The organism is Sulfitobacter rhodophyticola (genome assembly GCF_041281685.2).
Lineage (GTDB): Bacteria > Pseudomonadota > Alphaproteobacteria > Rhodobacterales > Rhodobacteraceae > Sulfitobacter.
This window is the reverse complement of sequence record NZ_CP166251.2, coordinates 2,573,399-2,592,035: the sequence shown is the minus strand read 5'-3', so window position 1 is coordinate 2,592,035 and position 18,637 is coordinate 2,573,399. Positions and strand designations below refer to the sequence as shown.

The window sequence follows — 18,637 nt, the reverse complement described above, 5'->3', positions numbered from 1 at the left end:
TCCTTAATTAAGCGTGATCGGCGGCATAGGAATCGAGTGCGGCCTTCACCTTGTCTTCCAGCTCGTCCTTCACCTTGCGGTCATTGTTGGTGATATCCTTGAGCAGATCAGCATGCTTGGAGCGCAGGTGGTTCAAAAGCCCCTGCTCCCATGCGCCAACCTCGGTCACCGCCAGCTTGTCGAGATAGCCATTTGTGCCCGCGTAGATGATGCAGACGATTTCGGCGTTCGACAGCGGCGAATATTGTGGCTGCTTCATCAGCTCGGTCAGGCGCGCACCACGGTTCAGCAACTGCTGTGTCGCGGCATCCAGATCGGAACCGAACTGAGCGAAGGCCGCCATTTCGCGGTACTGAGCCAGCGACAGTTTCACCGGACCAGCAACCGAAGACATCGCCTTGGTCTGAGCGGAGGAGCCCACACGGGACACCGACAGACCAGTGTTCACCGCGGGACGGATGCCCTGATAGAACAATTCCGTCTCAAGGAAGATCTGACCGTCGGTGATCGAAATCACATTGGTCGGGATAAACGCGGACACGTCGCCACCTTGCGTTTCGATCACGGGCAGCGCCGTCAGGGAACCGCCGCCGAACTCTTCGCTCAACTTCGCCGACCGCTCCAGCAAGCGGGAGTGAAGATAGAAAACGTCACCCGGATAGGCTTCGCGGCCCGGCGGGCGGCGCAGCAGCAGGGACATCTGGCGATAGGACACGGCCTGCTTGGACAGGTCATCATAGATGATCAGCGCGTGGCGGCCGTTGTCGCGGAAATGCTCTGCCATCGCGGTGGCGGAATAGGGTGCAAGGAACTGCATCGGGGCAGGTTCGGACGCGGTGGAGGCGACGACGATGGAATATTCAATCGCGCCGGTCTCTTCGAGCTTCTTGACCAACTGCGCCACGGTGGAACGCTTCTGGCCAATCGCGACGTACACACAGTACATCTTCTTGCTCTCGTCACCGTCGGCAGCCTCGTTGACCTGCGCCTGGTTCAGCATCGCGTCCAGTGCCACGGCGGTCTTGCCGGTCTGACGGTCGCCGATGATCAATTCACGCTGGCCACGGCCAATCGGGATCATCGCATCGACGGACTTCAGGCCTGTGGCCATCGGCTCATGCACGGATTTACGCGGGATGATGCCCGGTGCCTTGACGTCGGCCACACCGCGCTTCTTGGCCTTGATGGGGCCCTTGCCGTCAATGGGATTGCCCAGACCGTCCACGACACGACCCAGCAGTTCGTCCCCCACGGGCACGTCCACGATGGAATTCGTCCGTTTGACGGTGTCGCCTTCCTTGATGTCGCGGTCATTGCCGAAGATCACCACACCGACGTTGTCGGATTCGAGGTTCAGCGCCATGCCCTGAATGCCACCGGGGAATTCGACCATTTCACCGGCCTGAACATTGTCGAGGCCGTACACGCGGGCGATGCCGTCGCCAACCGACAGCACCCGGCCCACTTCGGCCACTTCTGCTTCTTGACCGAAATTCTTGATCTGGTCCTTCAGGATCGCGGAAATTTCCGCAGCTTGGATACCCATTTATCCGACCTCTTTCATTGCATTCTGGAGGGAATTGAGCTTCGAGCGGATCGACGTATCGATCATCTTGGAGCCTACTTTGACAATCAGCCCACCGATGAGGGATTCATCAACAGCGGTCTGGAGTGTAACGGTCTTGCCGGTGGTCGACTTGAGCGATTTGGCAAGCTTGTCCGATTGCGCCTTGGTCAGCGCCTTGGCGGATGTCACCTCTGCCGTGATCTCGCCCTTGTCGGCGGCGATCAGGTCGCGCAGCTGGCGCACCAGTTGCGGCAGCACGAACAGGCGGCGCTTGGACGCCATCAGCGCCAGCGTATTGCTCATGGTCGGGGACAACTTCATCTTCTTGGAAAGGGCGGCAATCGCCGTGCCCTGTTCATCGCGGCTGTACACCGGAGAGGAGATCAACCGACGGAAGTCTTCACTGTCGTTCAGGGCGCCGCTCAGCGCTTCCAGATCGGTCTCAATGGCTTTGACCTTCTTGGCCTCTTTGGCCAGGTCGAACACGGCTGACGCATAGCGGGCCGCGATGCCGGTGGAAATCGAAGCTGTTTCTGACACGTGCATCCTCTCATTCAATCAGGCAGGTGCGCGGCGTGCGTCGCGTCACCGGCATGTGGGCGCGGCTTGAAACAGGTCAAGACGGCTAAATCAGGGGCCATGTAGCAGAGCATATCCATACCCGCAACACAGTATAGTGATGGACGTTGAAACGCTTGGATACTTTGTTTGCTGCACCTGCAGCCTTGAGGGTGGTACCGGGCGGCGGGTTGTGACGCTCGGACGCACCTGTCGGCGCGTTCATTGCAGCGAATCTGTCCGCTCTATCCCGCCGGACGCGGGTTGCGGCCCACCGCGGGTTCCGTCAGCCCTTCCAGCACCGATATCCGCTTGCGCGCCTTGCTGGGCGTGCCCTTGGGCGGATAGACCAGCTTGCTGGCCTCCACCATGAACGCCCCCCCCGCCAGCATCGTAGGCAGCGCATAACCGATCCGTTCAAACAGGCCGGCCGATTTCATCCAGATCCGCTGCTGCGACGGAAACTGATAAAGCGCACCTGCGTGCCGTTCAGGCAGGAACTGGTGCTTGCGCAACTGCGCCTCAAGCTGCCCCGGCGAATAAGGCCGCCCATAGCCGAACGGCGTGCGGTCCCGCCGCGACCACATGCCGCCCCGGTTTGGGACAATGAACAGAACACGCCCGCCGGGCCCCAGCACCCGCCAGCATTCCTCCAGCAAGTCCGACGGACGCTCGCAGGTCTCCAGCCCGTGCAAAAGCACCAGCTTGTCCACATGGCCGGTCTCAACGGGCCACAACGTCTCCTCGGTCAGAACGGAAGTGTTCGGCATGCCTGCAGGCCAGGGCATCACCCCCTGCGGACCGGGCATCAGGGTAATCACCCGCCGCGCGTCTTTCAGGTAGGGACGCAACAGGGGTGCCGCAAAACCGAATCCCACGACCGTCTGGCCCTTGGCCTCCGGCCACAGCTTGAGCATCCGCTCACGCAGGGATTTCTGCGCCGCGCGCCCCAGCGTGCTGCGGTAATAAAAGTTGCGCAGGTCCTGAACATCAAGGTGCATTGCAGCCCATCGGTCTGAGTGTCACTGTGCAGATAAGGATGCAACACGCGCAAAGGAATAGCCATGGCTTTTGACCTGATCACGATCCCCTGCCTGACGGACAACTATGCCTACCTGCTGCGCTGCACCACGACCGGAGAGGTCGCCGTGATCGACGTACCCGAAGCCGCTCCGATCAAGGCCGAACTGGACGCACGCGGCTGGACGCCTTCTCAGGTCTGGCTGACCCATCACCACTATGACCACATCGACGGATTGCCGGACCTGCTGGCCGCCTACCCCGCAAAAGTTTTCGGCGCAAAGGCCGATCAACACCGCCTGCCCGATCTGGACGTGGCATTGAGCGAGGGAGACAGTTTTGCCCTTGGCGATCTGACCGCCGAGGTGATCGATGTCTCGGGCCACACCATTGGCCACATCGCGTTCTTCGTCCCCGCCGCCAAGGCCGCCTTCACCGCCGACAGCCTGATGGCGCTCGGCTGCGGACGGCTATTCGAAGGCACCGCCGCGCAGATGTGGGACAGCATGCAGAAGATGCTGAAATGGCCTGACGATACCGTGATCTGTTCCGGCCACGAGTACACCGCCTCCAACGCAAAATTCGCGCTGACGGTTGACCCGGACAATCCCGACCTTATCTCTCGTTCAGAGATGATCACGGCGGCCCGGTCAAAGGGGCAGCCGACGGTCCCGTCCATTCTGTCAACCGAACGTGCAACCAATCCCTTCCTGCGCCCAGACGATCCCGCGATCCGCGCCACACTGGGGATGCAAACCGCTTCCGACACAGACGTCTTTGCCGAGATACGCAAGCGCAAGGACAATTTCTGAGAAAATCGGTCGCCCAAATTTTGACATATTTGTTGCGCAAGGTTGTTTCGCCTTGCGAGACAATCACACCTAACCTGCGACAAAACTGTCCAGAATCTACTGATCACGGCATTTGTGACATCATTTTTCAAGAAAACGCTTGAAGCCGGGCCGTGATCAACCAAACTCTAATACTAAGAGGCCATGGTCGGCCTCGGGGGCGCGTCATCCCACGGCCTCCCTGGCGACCCAGATCGAAAAGGAGCACGCTGGTGCCTTCATTCTCGAATACACTTGAGCAGGCAATCCACGCAGCCCTTGCGTTGGCCAATGCCCGCCGCCATGAATTTGCCACGTTGGAGCATTTGCTGCTGGCGTTGCTGGACGAACCGGATGCCGTGCAGGTGATGAAAGCCTGCTCCGTCGACGTGTCCGATCTGCGCGAGACGCTGGTCGAATTCGTAGATGAGGATCTGAGCAATCTGGTCACCGACGTGGACGGTTCCGAAGCCGTGCCGACCGCCGCTTTCCAGCGGGTCATTCAGCGTGCCGCCATCCACGTGCAATCCTCCGGCCGGACAGAGGTCACGGGGGCCAACGTACTGGTCGCCATCTTTGCCGAGCGCGAAAGCAACGCGGCCTATTTCCTGCAGGAACAGGAAATGACGCGCTATGATGCGGTGAACTATATCGCTCACGGTGTCGCCAAGGACCCCGCCTATGGCGAATCCCGCCCCGTCGCAGGCGCGCCAGAGCATGAAGAAGAAGCACAAGGCGTCACCGAAGGCGACAAGAAGGAATCCGCGCTGGCCAAATATTGCGTGGATCTGAACGCGAAATCCCGCGATGGCGACGTCGATCCGCTGATCGGACGCGACGCCGAAGTGGAACGCTGCATTCAGGTGCTTTGCCGCCGCCGCAAGAACAACCCGCTTCTGGTGGGTGATCCCGGTGTGGGCAAAACCGCCATCGCAGAAGGCCTCGCGCGCAAGATCGTCGCGGGCGAAACACCCGAAGTGCTGGAAAACACCACCATCTACTCGCTCGACATGGGCGCGCTGCTGGCTGGCACACGCTACCGTGGTGATTTCGAAGAACGTCTCAAAGCCGTGGTGAGCGAGCTTGAGGAGCATGACGACGCCGTGCTGTTCATCGACGAAATTCACACGGTGATCGGTGCCGGTGCCACCTCCGGCGGCGCCATGGACGCCTCAAACCTGCTCAAGCCTGCGCTTGCGGGCGGCAAGCTGCGCACCATGGGCTCCACCACCTACAAGGAGTTCCGCCAGCACTTCGAAAAGGACCGCGCCCTGTCGCGTCGTTTCCAGAAAATCGACGTGAATGAACCCACCGTCGAAGACGCGGTAAAGATCCTGCGCGGCATCAAGCCCTATTTTGAGGATCACCACTCGGTCAAATATACCTCCGACGCGATCAAGACGTCGGTGGAACTGGCGCATCGCTACATCAACGACCGCAAGCTGCCGGATTCCGCCATCGACGTGATTGACGAAGCCGGGGCCGCGCAGCACCTCGTTGTCGCCTCCAAGCGCCGCAAGACCATCGGCACCAAGGAGATCGAAGGCGTGGTCGCCAAAATCGCGCGCATCCCGCCGAAAAACGTCTCCAAGGACGATGTGGTGGTGCTGAAAGACCTCGAATCCTCGCTCAAGCGGGTGGTCTTCGGTCAGGACAACGCGATCGAAGCCCTGTCATCGGCCATCAAGCTGGCCCGCGCGGGCCTGCGTGAACCGGAAAAGCCCATCGGCAACTACCTCTTCGCCGGTCCAACCGGTGTGGGCAAGACCGAAGTGGCCAAGCAACTGGCCGATACGCTGGGTGTGGAACTGCTGCGCTTCGACATGTCGGAATACATGGAAAAGCATGCTGTCTCCCGCCTGATCGGTGCCCCTCCCGGTTATGTCGGGTTCGATCAGGGCGGCATGCTGACAGACGGTGTGGATCAACATCCCCACTGCGTGCTGCTGCTGGACGAGATGGAAAAGGCGCACCCCGATGTCTACAACATCCTGCTGCAGGTCATGGACCATGGCCGCCTGACCGATCACAACGGCCGCACGGTGGATTTCCGCAACGTGGTGTTGATCATGACCTCCAACGCCGGCGCATCCGAGCAGGCGAAAGAGGCTGTCGGCTTTGGCCGCGACCGCCGCACGGGCGAAGATACCGCCGCGATCGAACGCACGTTCACGCCGGAATTCCGCAACCGTCTGGATGCGGTGATTTCCTTCAGCGCCCTGCCCAAGGACGTGATCCTGCGCGTCGTCGAAAAGTTCGTGCTGCAACTCGAAGCGCAGTTGATGGACCGCAATGTGACCATCGAACTTTCCAAGAAAGCCGCCGAATGGCTGGCCGACAAGGGCTATGACGACAAGATGGGCGCGCGCCCGCTGGGCCGCGTCATCCAGGAGCACATCAAGAAACCGCTGGCCGAAGAACTGCTCTTTGGCAAGCTCGCGAAAGGCGGCGTGGTCAAGGTGGGTGTTAAGAAAGGCGAACTGGATCTGACGATCCTGTCGCCGGAAAACCCCCGCCTGTCCGGCGACAAACCTCCGTTGCTGACCGCCGAATGATCCGGCGCGCCACAGCGGCGCTGATCCTGTCCTTCGCCAGTCCCGCACTGGCGGAGGATTTTGTTCTTGAGCTGCCCATCGATTGCGATCTGGGCACCGAAAGCTGCTTCATCCAGCAATACATGGACCGCGATCCCGGTCCCGATGCCATTGATTACCAATGCGCTGGCCTCAGCTATGACGGCCACAAGGGGACCGATTTCGGCCTGCCGACCTACGCTGACATTGCCCGCAACGTCCCCGTCATCGCCTCCGCCACGGGTCGCGTTCTGGGCGTTCGCGACGGGATACCCGACACCGGCGTCGCAGCGGATGTCGACGGTCGCGAATGCGGGAATGGCGTTGTGCTCGAACACGAAGACGGCTGGCAGACCCAGTATTGCCACTTGAAACGGGGCTCGGTGAAGGTGACCCGCGGCCAGATCGTCGAAGTGGGCGAGGTGATGGGATACGTCGGCCAATCCGGCAAGGCGGGTTTCCCCCATGTGCATCTGTCAGTGCGCAAGGATGGCACCCCCGTCGATCCCTTCGATCCCAAGGGGGAGGCATCGTGCGGCACGCCGGCTGACGGCACCCTTTGGGCCGAAACCCCGATCTATCAGCCGGGTGGGCTGCTGGATGCAGGTTTCACCGACAAGATACCCGACTTTGCAGATGTCAAAGCAGGCACGGCGGACGCCGTCCCGCTTGAACCCGCCTCCCCCGCGATTGTCCTTTTCGGGCTGATCTTCGGCACCCAGGCCAACGATGTGCTGCGCATGCGGATCGAAGGGCCAAATGGCATGCTCATCGAAGACGATCAGGTGATGGAGCGGGATCAGGCCCAGGCATTCCGCGCCTTCGGTCGGCGCAAGCGCGCGAATGATTGGCCCGCGGGCGCTTATGACGGCTCCATCAGCCTGATCCGCGACGGAAAGACGATCAGCACCCTGTTCCGCCAGATCAATATCGAATAGCCGCCTACTTTTCAGTGAACTTCAATTCGATCCGCCGGTTCTTTGCCCGCGCTTCATCGGTGTCGGCCCGGTCCACCGGCTGATACTGCCCAAAGCCATTCGCCGCCAACCGCCCCGGTGGGATGCCCAGCGCGCTGATCATGTATTTGACCACCGACAGCGCGCGCGCCTGGCTCAACTCCCAATTGTCCGCGAATTCACCCAGCCCCGACAGCGGCACGTCATCGGTATGCCCATCGACGCGCAGCACCCAGTCGATCTCTGCCGGAATGTCATCCGCGACACTGCGCAGAATGCCCGCGACCTTGGCGATCTCGGCTTGCCCGTCCGGGGACAGGACGACCTCTCCGGGTGGGAACAGCACCTCGGAGGAGAACACAAAACGATCCCCTTCGATCCGCACACCCTCCTGCGTGCCCAGCAAATCGCGCAGCCGCCCGAAGAACTCGGACCGGTATTGCTCCAGGTCCTTGGTCTGCTCCTGAAGGGCCCGCGCTTCGGCTTCCAGACGCACCCGCTCTGCCGCTTCCAGTGCCGCGCGCCTGCGCTCTTCCACCGCCACCCGCGCCAACGCGGTGTTCAGGTCCGACCCGAGCGACTGCAGCTCGATCTCTTTCGCCGCGTCCCGCTCCCGCGCATCATCCAGCAGCGCCTGTAACTCTCCCAACTGCTGGCGCAGGGCGGCAACCTGCTGGTTCAGCAATTCGGTCTGCCGCTGCGCTTCCGCACTGATCTCCTCCTCCGCCGACAGGGCCCGTTGCGCCTCTGCCAGCAGGGCCGCACGTTTCTGCGCTGCCGTGGTCGTATCCTGCGCCAGCGTCTCTGCCGCCAGCTTGGCCGCAAGCGCTTGTGCCAGTTGCGCGCGCAGGGCCTCCCGGTCCACCGCGTCCGCATCCAGATCACCGCGCAGGGCGGCAATTTCGGCGCGCAGCGTCTCGTTTGCGGCCTCGACCTCGGCCAATCGGGCCTGCAACTGCGCTTGCGCATCCTCCTGTTCGGCTGCCAGGGCCGCCTGCACATCGGCGCGCTGTGCTGCAGTCTCCGCAGCCGTTTCCGCCTCCTCCAACGCCAAAAGCGCATTGCTCAACCGTGTATCCAGATCACCCTCCGCGGCGCGGGCCGCTGCCAAAAGGGTCAGTGTGTCCTCCGCCTGCTGCCGCTGTTCCTCCAGCGCCAGCGTCATCGCGGTCAGTTCCGCATCGGCGTTCTGCAACCTTTCGCGCAGCGCCTCTGCCGCTGCGGCCTCGGCCAGACGCCCGGCTTCCTCCGCGCTCAGCGCCTCTGCCTGGTCGGCCAGATCGCTTTGCAAATCCGCTACCTGCGCTTCGGTCTCGGCATTGCGCGCCTGCAGGTCGGCAACCAACGCATCAAGCGCCTCCCGGCGCGCGGCGGCCAGTCGCGCCGCTTCTTCCTGCGCGCTGACCTCATCGCGGGCCGTCGCAAGCGCCAGATTCAACGCCTCCTGCGCGTCCAGCAACGCAGCCTCCCGCGCCTGAAGATCGGCCACTTGCCCCCGCGCGCTGTTCCGCTCCGCCAACAATCCCGCGACCTGTGCCTCGAAATCGGTGATCCGCGCCTCCGCCCCGGTCAGCGCCGCCGCCGTCCGATCCCGCTCCGCCGTCAGGGATGCAATCCGCCCGGCCTGATCATCCAACCGGTCCTGCGCGGAATTGAGCGAGGCATTCAAAGCCCCCAACCGCGCCTCCAACTGCGCGGTCTCGCGTTCCTCCAGCCCCAGCGCCTGCGCCAGCGCGGCAACTTCGCCCGCCAGCGCGTCCAGTTCCGATTCCTGTCCGGTGATCCGCTCTGTCAGCACGAACTGCACAATCATGAAGATCGTCAGCACGAACATCAGCACCAGCAGCAAGCCGGTCATCGCATCCACAAATCCCGGCCAGATGGAGCTTTGAAACCGCGTGCCGTTGCGCCGCGACAGGGCCATGCTCAGCCCCCCTTGCCACCCGGGCGCAAGGGGCCCGGCAGGCGGCGCCGCGCCTCTGCCATCTGATCACCGCTGACCGCGCGGATCAGCTGTTGCAGATCATGCCGCAACTCCGCCGTTGTCTCTTGACGGCCTGCTGAAATCTCTTCCAGAATCCGCAGGATCTGCACGTCGATCGACCGCAGCCGCATCCGGCTTTCCGCGTCGATGCCATCGGCAGGCTGTTTCTGCAGGGCCGCGATCATCCGGTCCTGCCCATCGGCGATCCGGTCCAGCGGCCCCTGCCCGATGGCGTTCGCTTCCATCCGTTCGGTCATGCGGTCGACCGCATCCGCCAGTTTGCCCAGCTTTTCGTCAACCAGCGCCCGGCTTACATCCGACTGCGTCAACACCCTTTGCAGGCTGTCCATCTGTTCAGCCATCTGGTCCACGACGGCGGCAATGGCGCCACCATCGGCCGTACCATCTTCGCCCGAACTGAAACCGACGCGGGTGATCGAACTCAGCCAATCTTCCAGTTCCTGATAAAAGCGGTTCTGCCCATGGCCCGCAAACAGCTCCAGCAGCCCCACGACCAGCGATCCGGCCAGCCCCAGCAGGGACGACCCGAATGCCACGCCCATGCCGCCCAACTGCGCCTCAAGGCCCGTCATCAACCGGTTGAACACCCCCACGCCGGTGCCGTCGCTGCCTTCGGAGGGGGCAAGGCTGCGGATCGTGTCCACGACAGCGGGCACGGTCGTCGCCAGACCATAGAATGTTCCCAAAAGGCCAAGGAAAATCAACATGTTGACGATGTATCGCGTGATCTCGCGCGCTTCATCGATCCGGCTGGCCACCGAATCCAGAATGGACCGTGTCGATGTGGCCGACACCTGCATGCGCGCGCCGCGTTGGCGCAACAGTGACGCCAGAGGCGCCAGAAGCTGCGGGGCCACCGTCGTTGGATCAGGCTTGTCCGATGCGAAGTTCTCAATCCAGCGGACAGACCCAATCAGCTGAAAAACCTGATAAAAACACGCCAGCACACCGATCACGAAGACCGCGAAGATCACGCCGTTCAGATACGGATTCTCGATAAAGATCGGCATCACCGACGGCAGCGCCAGAAACGCACCACCTGCCGTCAACGCCAATACGATCAGCATCAACGAAATCTGCCGCACCGGCTGCGAAAACTGCAATTTACCCTTCTGGTCTGGCTGCGCCATTTGGCCTTGTTCCTGACCCGTTTGCCTGTCTTCCGGGCAGCCTATACCGAAAAGCGCGGCAAGCCCAAGACATTATCATTGAAGGGATTTCACCCGCGCACAGAGCCAGTCAAGGTCCGCATCATGCAACCCCACAGACGTCAGATGTTCCGCCGTGTTGTACAGATATTCCGTGTTCGGACCGCGCCCGCCCACCGCCTGCGCAATGATCTGCGCCTGCTCTTCCAGCGGCAGCCCGCCGCAGTACTGCTCATGCGCCTCATCAATGACATAGACCACCGCATCCACCACCCGTTCATCCGCCAGCGTCACCTGCAAATTCGTTTCCAGATAGGCTGACGATATCAACTCCCGCTCGCGCAGATAGGCAATCGTCGCGTCTTCCGTCCCCGGTGCCGCGCGCAGGGCCATGCCGGAACAGGCATGCTCCGGCTGATGATCCAGCGCCAGCACGAGGCCCGGATTTTCCTCGGTCCCGCGATGATGGATCGACCGCATGCAAAACGACCGGGCATAGCCAGGCAGCGTGCCAATCACGCTCTCCGCCACGTCAAAACCGGGGTTCCACAACAACGATCCATACCCAAATACCCAAAGCGCCATGATCCACCGTTCCTTCGCACTTTTCCTGTTCAATGTCGGGGTAAAGCGCATCACGCCAGTGAATAAAAGGGGTCATCGACCACTCAACGGCAGTAACTGCCCGACCGATACCGCGCCGTGTCGAAATGAAAGTGATCGCGGTGAAAACGGTCCGCATTGGGGCCCAGCACCGTGCCGAACGGGCCGCAGGCATCGCGGTGCATCCGCCGCAGCGCCTTGGAAGTACCCGCGGCATTCCAGCCCCGCAGCACCGTCACCTCTGACCCATTGGCCAGCTTGAAGCCGGAGATGTCGATGGCGCGCCCCTTGCCATGCTCGGAAATCTTCGCGCCCTTCTGGTTATTGCGCGTCCGGCAGGCGTAATGGGCCGCCACGCGCAGGCTCTGCAGCCCGCCGCCCTTGCGCGCCAATGCCGGTTTGGCGGAATTTTCCAACCATGTTTTCAATGCACCGGCTGTCTTGCAGTCCATCACGGACGTCTGGCTCAGGGCCACGCCGGACACCGACCGCACCCGCACCGCGTCCTTCACCCCGCAGCCCCGGATGCGCCCCGGTACCTTGCCGATCGCTTCGCCCTGAATGGCCAGATCCCCGCAAACCGCCCCACGCCTGCGCGCCCGCTTGGACGCGCGGCCCTCGCTTTCCACCCTTTTGGACCGGAACAGCGGCCGCAACGACTGGAACAATCCGCCCCGCTCCCGCGCTTCTTCCTGCGCAGCACTCGGCGCGGGTCGCGCAATGGCGCCACCCGGTTGCAGGACCAGCGGCTTTTGTACCACGTTCCCGCCCCGCTGCACCGGCCGTTCCGAAACCGCAGGCCCGGTGGCCATCGCCATCTGCCCCGCGCAAAGCATCGCGGCAATCAGCGCCGCACGCCTCACGGCTTCGGCCCCGCACGGCCAAAGTTCGGCGCATCGGTGTCCTGTCCGGCCTCGATGATCCCGCGCCGGATGGCCCGCGTCCGGGTGAAATAATCATGCAGATGATCCCCGTCGCCCTGCCGGATCGCCCGTTGCAGGGCGAACAGTTCTTCGGTGAACCGCCCCAGCACTTCCAGCGTCGCTTCCTTGTTTGACAGGAACACATCGCGCCACATCGTCGGATCGGATGCCGCAATCCGCGTGAAATCACGGAAACCCGCAGCGGAATACTTGATCACCTCGCTGTCCGTCACCCGGCGCAGGTCATCGGCCACGCCGACCATGGTATAGGCAATCAGGTGCGGCGCGTGGCTGGTCACGGCCAGCACCAGATCGTGATGCTCCGGCTCCATCTCATCAACGAAGGCGCCAAACCCCTCCCAAAGGGTGCGCAAACGGTCCGTCGCGGCCCGGTCCGTGCCCTCGGGCGGCACCAAGATGGTCCAGCGATGTTCAAACAGCGACGCAAAACCCGACCGCGGGCCGGAATGCTCCGTACCTGCCAAAGGGTGCGCAGGCACAAAATGAACGTGATCCGGCAGGTGCGGGCCGACCTGCGCCAGCACGTCCGCCTTGACCGATCCCACGTCAGATACCGTCGCACCGGGTTTCAGATGCGGCGCGACCTCCGCCGCGACGCTGCCCATCACGCCCACCGGCACACACAGCACCACCAGATCAGCGCCCTCGACCGCCTCCGCCACGGTATCGCAGACCCGGTCACACAGGCCGATCTCTCGCGCGGTGTCCCGCGTCTCGGCGGAGCGGGCAAATCCCGTCACCTCTCCCGCCAATCCACCGCGTTTCATCGCCCAGAACATCGAAGACGCGATCAGGCCAAGCCCGATCAGGGCGACACGCTCATATACAACGCTCATGCCGCGTTCCGCCAACGGGTCAGGGTCTCAATCACGCGGCCGGTCTGGTCCACATCCCCCACGGTGATCCGCAGCCCTTCTGGAAATCCGTATCCCGTGACCCGGCGGATCAGGATGCCATCCGCCACGAATGCCGCCTCCGCCGATGCCGCCTCCGCCTCATCGGCAAACCGGGCAAGCACGAAATTCGTCTCCGACGGATCACAGGCAATGCCAAGCTGCCCAAGGGCCCCCACCAGCCGCGCGCGCTGGTCTGCGTTCAATGCCTGACACCGCGCGACCCAGTCGGTATCGCGCACCGCCGCTTCTGCGGCGGCAAGCTGAACGGTGGACAGGTTGAAGGGCTGGCGCAGGCGGGTCATCACGTCGATCATCTGTTGCGGGCCATATCCCCAGCCGATGCGCAAGCCGCCCAGACCGTAGATCTTGGAAAACGTCCGCGTCATCAACACGTTGGGCCTTGTCGCGGCAAAGGACACACCGCCGTCATATCCGTCCGCATATTCGGTATAGGCCGCATCGATCACCAGCACGATATGTTCGGGAATGCCATCGACCAGCCGCGCCAGTTCCGCATCCGGCAACCGCGTGCCGGTGGGATTACCCGGATTGGTCAGCAGCACGATTTTCGTCCGGTCCGTGATCGCGCCAAGGATCGCATCCACATCCACGCGGCGCTCCGCCTCCGGCACACAGACCGGCGTCGCGCTCGCCATCCGAATGAGCACCGGATAAAGCGAGAACCCATGCGCGGTATGGATGATTTCATCCCCCTCTCCCGCATAGGCCTGCACCACGAACTGCAACACCTCGTCCGACCCGGCGCCGCAAATGATCCGCGCGGGCTCCAGCCCCCAGATCTCTCCTATGGCGGTACGCAGGCCCGCATGATCGGTCGACGGATAGCGATGCATGTCCACTGCCGCAGCGGCCGCAGCCGTCACCGAGGCAGGCACCGGACCAAGCGGGTTTTCGTTCGAGCTGAGCTTGAGCACATCGGTCCGCCCCGCAATGGCAGACTTGCCCCCCACATAAAGCTCGATGTCCATGATGCCGGGCTGTGGCACGATCTGGGTCATGAAGACGGTCTTTCCTTGTTGTGCAAGGGTTCTAACGTCATGGGCAAGCCACTGCCAGCGCGGAATTTGACCTGCGCCAATCTGCGCGCCCCCTGCCCCGACAAAGCACACTCCTGCCATTTTGGTGCCAAATTCCGGCGATAGAAATCGCTCAAACAATCCTTCTGACTGGCTGCGCATTACGCAGGAAGACCGAAACAATGGATACCATGCTAGAGATTTTTCAGACCGTCCTCGGCGGGCCCCACAGCAGGCTCTGGCCAATTTATCTTCCGGGCATGATCGTGCTGGCCTTCTTCATCTACCGGAAGGAAAAGCAGACCGGATCATTCGTCCGCTGGCTGTTCCCGGCCAAGATGTATCTGCACAAGTCCCACATGGTCGACATCCAGCTTTTCGTGGTCAGCCGTGCGCTCAACCTTCTGGGATTGTTCCAGAAAATCGCAATCATGTCCGTCGTGAGCGCGGGCATCGTGGGCGCTTTGGGCGGCCATGTCTCCGGCGATATGGACCTGTCGCCCTGGGTCATCGGCCTGCTGCTTTTGCTGGCGAATGACTTTGCAACCTACTGGATCCACCGCGTTCACCACGAACACCCGACCCTCTGGCCCTTCCACGCCGTGCACCATTCGGCGGAAGTGATGACGCCCATCACCGTTTACCGCAAACACCCGATCTACGATGTTTTCGCCGCACTTGTGAAAGGCGTGATCGTCGGCACCGCGCAGGGCCTGCTTCTGTCCCTTTTCGTGTCCGAAATCAGCATCCCGCTGCTGCTGGGCGTGAACGCCTTCTACATGATCTTCAACGCCTTTGCCGCCAACCTGCGCCACAGCCATGTCTGGCTCAGCTTCGGGCGGGTGATGGAACATGTCTTCATTTCTCCCGCGCAGCATCAGGTCCACCATTCGATCGAATTGCGCCATTACAACAAGAATTACGGCGAAGTGCTGGCGATCTGGGACTGGATGTTCGGCACGCTCTACCTCTGTCACCAGCGCGAGGAGATTGCCTTTGGCCTTGGTGACGCAGACGGCAACCGCATCCCGCAGCCTCACGACAGCCTGCGCACCGCGCTGATGGTACCCATTCGGCAGTCGCTGGCCACCCTGCGCCGCAAGCCCGCGCCCCCGGCGGAGCCTGACCCTGTGACACCCGCAGAATGAGACAGAGCAGATGAACCGGGGCTTCTCAAATTACCTCGACGTGCTGCGCTTCGGCGCGGCCTTCGTCGTTCTGATATCGCACTTCGCCTATCCCCGCTTTACCGAAGGACGTTACCTTTGGGTGCGCGAATTGAACCTGGGATCGGATGCGGTGGTGCTGTTTTTCGTGCTGTCGGGTCTGGTGATCGCCTTTGTGGCGCAGACCAAGGACCATGCCGGGCGGCAGTTCGCGTTCAACCGCGCCACGCGGCTTCTTTCCGTCGCGCTGCCTGCGCTCCTGCTCGGATACCTGCTGGACCGCATGGGCATGGCGCTTTTCCCCGACTTTTACGACAGCCCCTTCTATGCCCCCCTGCCGCTGGCCGAACAGCTTGCCCGCGGGCTGAGCTTTACCAACGAATGGGGCGGGCTGGAGGCCCGGCTGGGCACCAACGGCCCCTATTGGTCGCTCAGCTACGAGGTCGCTTATTACGCGCTGTTTGCGGTGGCATGGTATCTGACCGGTGCCCTGCGCGCCGTGCTGCTGGTGCTTGGTGTCTGGCTGGTTGGCCTGAACATCCTGCTGCTGATGCCTGCATGGTTGATGGGCGTCTGGGTCTGGCGCTGTCTGGACCGTGGCCTGCTGCCGCAGCAACGGCTGATCCCGCTGCTGGTCTGGGGTCTGCCGCTGGTCTATGCGGGCGCATTGGTGCTGGGGCTGCCGGAGGCGCTGCGCGGCGTCACGGCCATGGCCTTGCCTGCGGAGGTGGTCGACGGCTTGCGGTTTTCGGATGAATTCCTCTGGAACAACCTTCTGGCCGTCTGCGTGGCTCTCCACTTGCTGGGGGTCGCTGCCCTGACCCGGCGCCGTGCAGCGCGCCCTTCTGGGCGGCTGATCCCGTGGCTCGCGGGGGGCAGTTTCTCGCTCTACCTCTTCCACTATCCGCTGTTGCAATTCCTGGGCCCCGCCCTGCCCGACAGTGGCGTGACTGTAGTTGATGACGCGCTGTTGCTGGGGCTGGTGGCGCTGACCTGCTATGCCTTTGCCGGTGTCTTCGAACGCACCCTGCGCGACCAACGCGCCTGGCTGGCCCAGCGCAGCGCACAAACGAAAAAAGCCCCGTCGCACTGACGGGGCTTTCTGTTGACCTTGGAGGGTGCCGCGAAGATCAGTTCTTCGCGTAGAATTCCACGACGAGGTTCGGCTCCATCATCACCGGATAGGGCACATCGCCCAGACCGGGGGTGCGCACGAAGGTCGCGGTCATCTTGGAGTGATCGGCATCGATGTAATCGGGCACGTCACGCTCTGCCAGCTGTGTGGCTTCGAGCAGCGCAACCATCTGCTTGGACCGGTCGCGGACTTCGACCACGTCGCCTTCCTTGACGCGGTAGGAGGGGATGTTCACCTTCTTGCCGTTCACCCGGACGTGGCCGTGGTTGACGAACTGGCGGGCAGCGAAAACGGTCGCCACGAACTTGGCGCGGTAGACCACCGCGTCCAGACGACGCTCCAGCAGGCCGATCAGGTTTTCACCGGTATCGCCCTTCACCCGCTCCGCTTCGCCGTAGATGCGGCGGAACTGCTTTTCGGTCAGGTCGCCGTAGTAGCCCTTGAGCTTTTGCTTGGCGCGCAGCTGAATGCCGAAGTCGGAAAGTTTGCCCTTGCGGCGCTGACCGTGCTGGCCGGGGCCATATTCGCGACGGTTGACGGGGGACTTTGGGCGGCCCCAGATGTTTTCGCCCATGCGGCGATCGAGTTTGTGCTTGGCAGCGGTGCGTTTGGTCACAGCTGTTCTCCTTCATATTATGTTAACGCGTTACCCATGGGTAACCCGCATGCGAAGGGCGTTGTCCTCTGGGTCTCCCCCGACAGGCATCCCCTTGCGGGGGCCACCAACACCAATGAAAGCGCGGCTTTACGGGGGTTTTGGAAGGGTGTCAATGGGGCGTGTGGTGGACGTGCGGAAATGCCTGTTGCGCCCGCATGGGTGGCACCCCATCTGCCTGCCTACCCGTGTTGAGCGGACAGCTGTTCCGCTGGCCTGAAAACCGACACCGCAAACAATTGCAGAATGTCATCCCTGCAGCAGTGTCGACCACCGCAAGGGGCTCTTGATGCGCCGCCGATCGGCGATGACATGGCGTCCGGCACCCCACATCGGTTGATCAGATCCCGATGCGCGCTTTAGGGGCGCTCGCATTCGGGTCGCACGTTGCGCCCTTCGGTGGCAGCCCTGTACGCCGCGTCACAGAGCGCATAGGTCTTGATGTTGTCCTCGGCCGAAATCGACGCCGGGACACCGGCCAGCCAACATTCCAGAATATGGTGGCAGGTTACCTGAACGCTGTGCTGTACCACGTGCCAGGGCCGTTCCGCCCAGTCCAGAACCGGAGCGTCCGTATCGATGACCTCCGTTGTGCCGCCGGACGATATCGAGAGTTTCAAATCCGCGTCGAGCCTGAGCGCACCGGTCGTGCCTTCAATCTCGATCAGTGTGACGGGAAACGGGTCTGGTTGTTGGCGCGAGCCGTAGGTGCATTCGACCACGCTGACCGCGCCGGAGCGATGGCGGAGCGTCATTGTCGCGGTGTCCTCCCCCTTCACATCCGGATTGCGGCGTTGAAGTTCGGCTGACAGATGACGGACCTCGCCAAAAAAGACACGGGCCAGATCGAGGACATGTACGCCGACGTCCGTCACGATGAACCGCTCCTCGGCGCGCAGGTAGGGTTGTCCTGCGTAGATATCATAGCCGGTGCGGAAACTGATCCGCCCCCATGTCGGATCTCCGATCCGGCCCTCGGACAGGATTTCCCGGATCATCACATGCGGGTGCTGAAAGCGGAAATTCTCGTGTACCGCAAGGAACTGCCCGGTGGCGCGCGACTGGGCCAGCATTTCTTGGCACTGGGCCAGCGACAGACCAAACGGCTTTTGAACGATTGTCGCAATTCCGGCGTCGAGGGCCATGCTGACGAGCGTTTGATGTGTGTTCACTTGCGTGACGATATCGACCAGATCAAGCGCCTCGTTTGAGATCATATCGGCCATGTCGGTATAGGCGGCGGGCACTGAAAAGCTGCGCGCGGCGGCTTTGGCCTGTTCTTCTGACAGATCGCAAACCGCAACCAGTTCAGCGCCTTCACCCGCGAGGGACTTCCATGAATGCAGGTGGTTCTGCGCGAAGAACCCGCACCCGACGACCCCTATCCGGCAGCGTCTTGCCATCTGATTATCCTTTGTTTTCCTATCGAAAATGGCCCCACGACAGGGCCACCTTTTGCGGTCCGCACCCAAGCTGCGACACCTGCTGTTGACGAACGAGGATAATCTGGCATAAATGAAATGGTCTGTCCAATTTTCGTTCAA

General features: G+C 62.2%; 16 protein-coding genes. 5 read left to right on the top strand and 11 right to left on the bottom strand.

From position 1 onward, the window contains the following. Positions 1-7: 7 nt before the first annotated feature. From atpA to AB4X18_RS13660, 3 genes are all read right to left on the bottom strand, one after another. Positions 8-1,546: a F0F1 ATP synthase subunit alpha gene (gene atpA / locus AB4X18_RS13670; protein WP_370400604.1), complete on the bottom strand. Its 1,539-nt coding sequence runs from the start codon at positions 1,544-1,546 to the stop codon at positions 8-10. Continuing rightward, a complete protein-coding gene (locus tag AB4X18_RS13665) occupies positions 1,547-2,107 on the bottom strand; it encodes a F0F1 ATP synthase subunit delta (protein WP_370400603.1) in 561 nt (186 codons plus the stop codon). Between the two features lie 263 nt (positions 2,108-2,370). Continuing rightward, positions 2,371-3,126, bottom strand: coding sequence for a methyltransferase domain-containing protein (locus AB4X18_RS13660; RefSeq protein WP_432816710.1), 756 nt, complete (start codon positions 3,124-3,126; stop codon positions 2,371-2,373). 63 nt (positions 3,127-3,189) lie between these two features. Between AB4X18_RS13660 and gloB the strand changes: the two genes are divergently transcribed. The 3 genes from gloB to AB4X18_RS13645 all read left to right on the top strand — a co-directional run bounded on the left by gloB (position 3,190) and on the right by AB4X18_RS13645 (position 7,486). Further along, positions 3,190-3,957, top strand: coding sequence for a hydroxyacylglutathione hydrolase (gene gloB / locus AB4X18_RS13655; protein ID WP_370400602.1), 768 nt, complete (start codon positions 3,190-3,192; stop codon positions 3,955-3,957). Between the two features lie 251 nt (positions 3,958-4,208). Next, complete coding sequence (gene clpA, locus AB4X18_RS13650) at positions 4,209-6,530, top strand: ATP-dependent Clp protease ATP-binding subunit ClpA (protein ID WP_432816709.1); 2,322 nt, start codon at positions 4,209-4,211, stop codon at positions 6,528-6,530. Further along, positions 6,527-7,486, top strand: coding sequence for a M23 family metallopeptidase (locus AB4X18_RS13645; RefSeq protein WP_370400601.1), 960 nt, complete (start codon positions 6,527-6,529; stop codon positions 7,484-7,486). The genes clpA and AB4X18_RS13645 overlap by 4 nt, the downstream gene beginning before the upstream one ends. Positions 7,487-7,490: 4 nt before the next feature. Here AB4X18_RS13645 and AB4X18_RS13640 read toward each other — a convergent pair whose 3' ends face one another. The 6 genes from AB4X18_RS13640 to hisC all read right to left on the bottom strand — a co-directional run bounded on the left by AB4X18_RS13640 (position 7,491) and on the right by hisC (position 14,119). Further along, a complete protein-coding gene (locus AB4X18_RS13640) occupies positions 7,491-9,428 on the bottom strand; it encodes a peptidoglycan -binding protein (RefSeq protein ID WP_370400600.1) in 1,938 nt (645 codons plus the stop codon). A 2-nt stretch (positions 9,429-9,430) separates the two neighbouring features. Then, entirely contained in the window at positions 9,431-10,639 is a 1,209-nt protein-coding gene (locus AB4X18_RS13635; protein WP_432816708.1) for a biopolymer transporter ExbB, read from the bottom strand. Positions 10,640-10,714: 75 nt separating this feature from the next. Then, on the bottom strand, positions 10,715-11,242 hold the full coding sequence (locus tag AB4X18_RS13630) for a gamma-glutamylcyclotransferase (RefSeq protein WP_370400599.1): 528 nt from the start codon (positions 11,240-11,242) through the stop codon (positions 10,715-10,717). 83 nt (positions 11,243-11,325) lie between these two features. Continuing rightward, positions 11,326-12,123, bottom strand: a complete 798-nt coding sequence (locus AB4X18_RS13625) for an extensin-like domain-containing protein (RefSeq protein WP_370400598.1) — start codon at positions 12,121-12,123, stop codon at positions 11,326-11,328. Then, the gene (locus AB4X18_RS13620) at positions 12,120-13,040 is read right to left on the bottom strand and encodes a prephenate/arogenate dehydrogenase family protein (protein WP_370400597.1); all 921 of its coding nucleotides are present in this window, start codon (positions 13,038-13,040) and stop codon (positions 12,120-12,122) included. The genes AB4X18_RS13625 and AB4X18_RS13620 overlap by 4 nt, the downstream gene beginning before the upstream one ends. After that, complete coding sequence (gene hisC, locus AB4X18_RS13615; RefSeq protein ID WP_370400596.1) at positions 13,037-14,119, bottom strand: histidinol-phosphate transaminase; 1,083 nt, start codon at positions 14,117-14,119, stop codon at positions 13,037-13,039. Before hisC ends, AB4X18_RS13620 begins: the two co-directional genes overlap by 4 nt. Positions 14,120-14,319: 200 nt before the next feature. On the opposite strand from hisC, the gene AB4X18_RS13610 reads away from it, so the two are divergent. Together AB4X18_RS13610 and AB4X18_RS13605 are read left to right on the top strand one after the other, a co-directional pair. Next, the gene (locus AB4X18_RS13610) at positions 14,320-15,285 is read left to right on the top strand and encodes a sterol desaturase family protein (RefSeq protein ID WP_370400595.1); all 966 of its coding nucleotides are present in this window, start codon (positions 14,320-14,322) and stop codon (positions 15,283-15,285) included. Between the two features lie 10 nt (positions 15,286-15,295). Then, positions 15,296-16,396 (top strand): acyltransferase family protein, encoded by a 1,101-nt coding sequence (locus AB4X18_RS13605; RefSeq protein WP_370400594.1) that lies wholly within the window; start codon positions 15,296-15,298, stop codon positions 16,394-16,396. Between the two features lie 37 nt (positions 16,397-16,433). Here the strand turns inward: AB4X18_RS13605 and rpsD are convergent, their stop codons facing one another. Continuing rightward, positions 16,434-17,054 (bottom strand): 30S ribosomal protein S4, encoded by a 621-nt coding sequence (rpsD, locus tag AB4X18_RS13600; RefSeq protein WP_370400593.1) that lies wholly within the window; start codon positions 17,052-17,054, stop codon positions 16,434-16,436. Between the two features lie 398 nt (positions 17,055-17,452). Then, entirely contained in the window at positions 17,453-18,496 is a 1,044-nt protein-coding gene (locus AB4X18_RS13595; protein ID WP_370400592.1) for a Gfo/Idh/MocA family protein, read from the bottom strand. Positions 18,497-18,637: the final 141 nt, after the last annotated feature.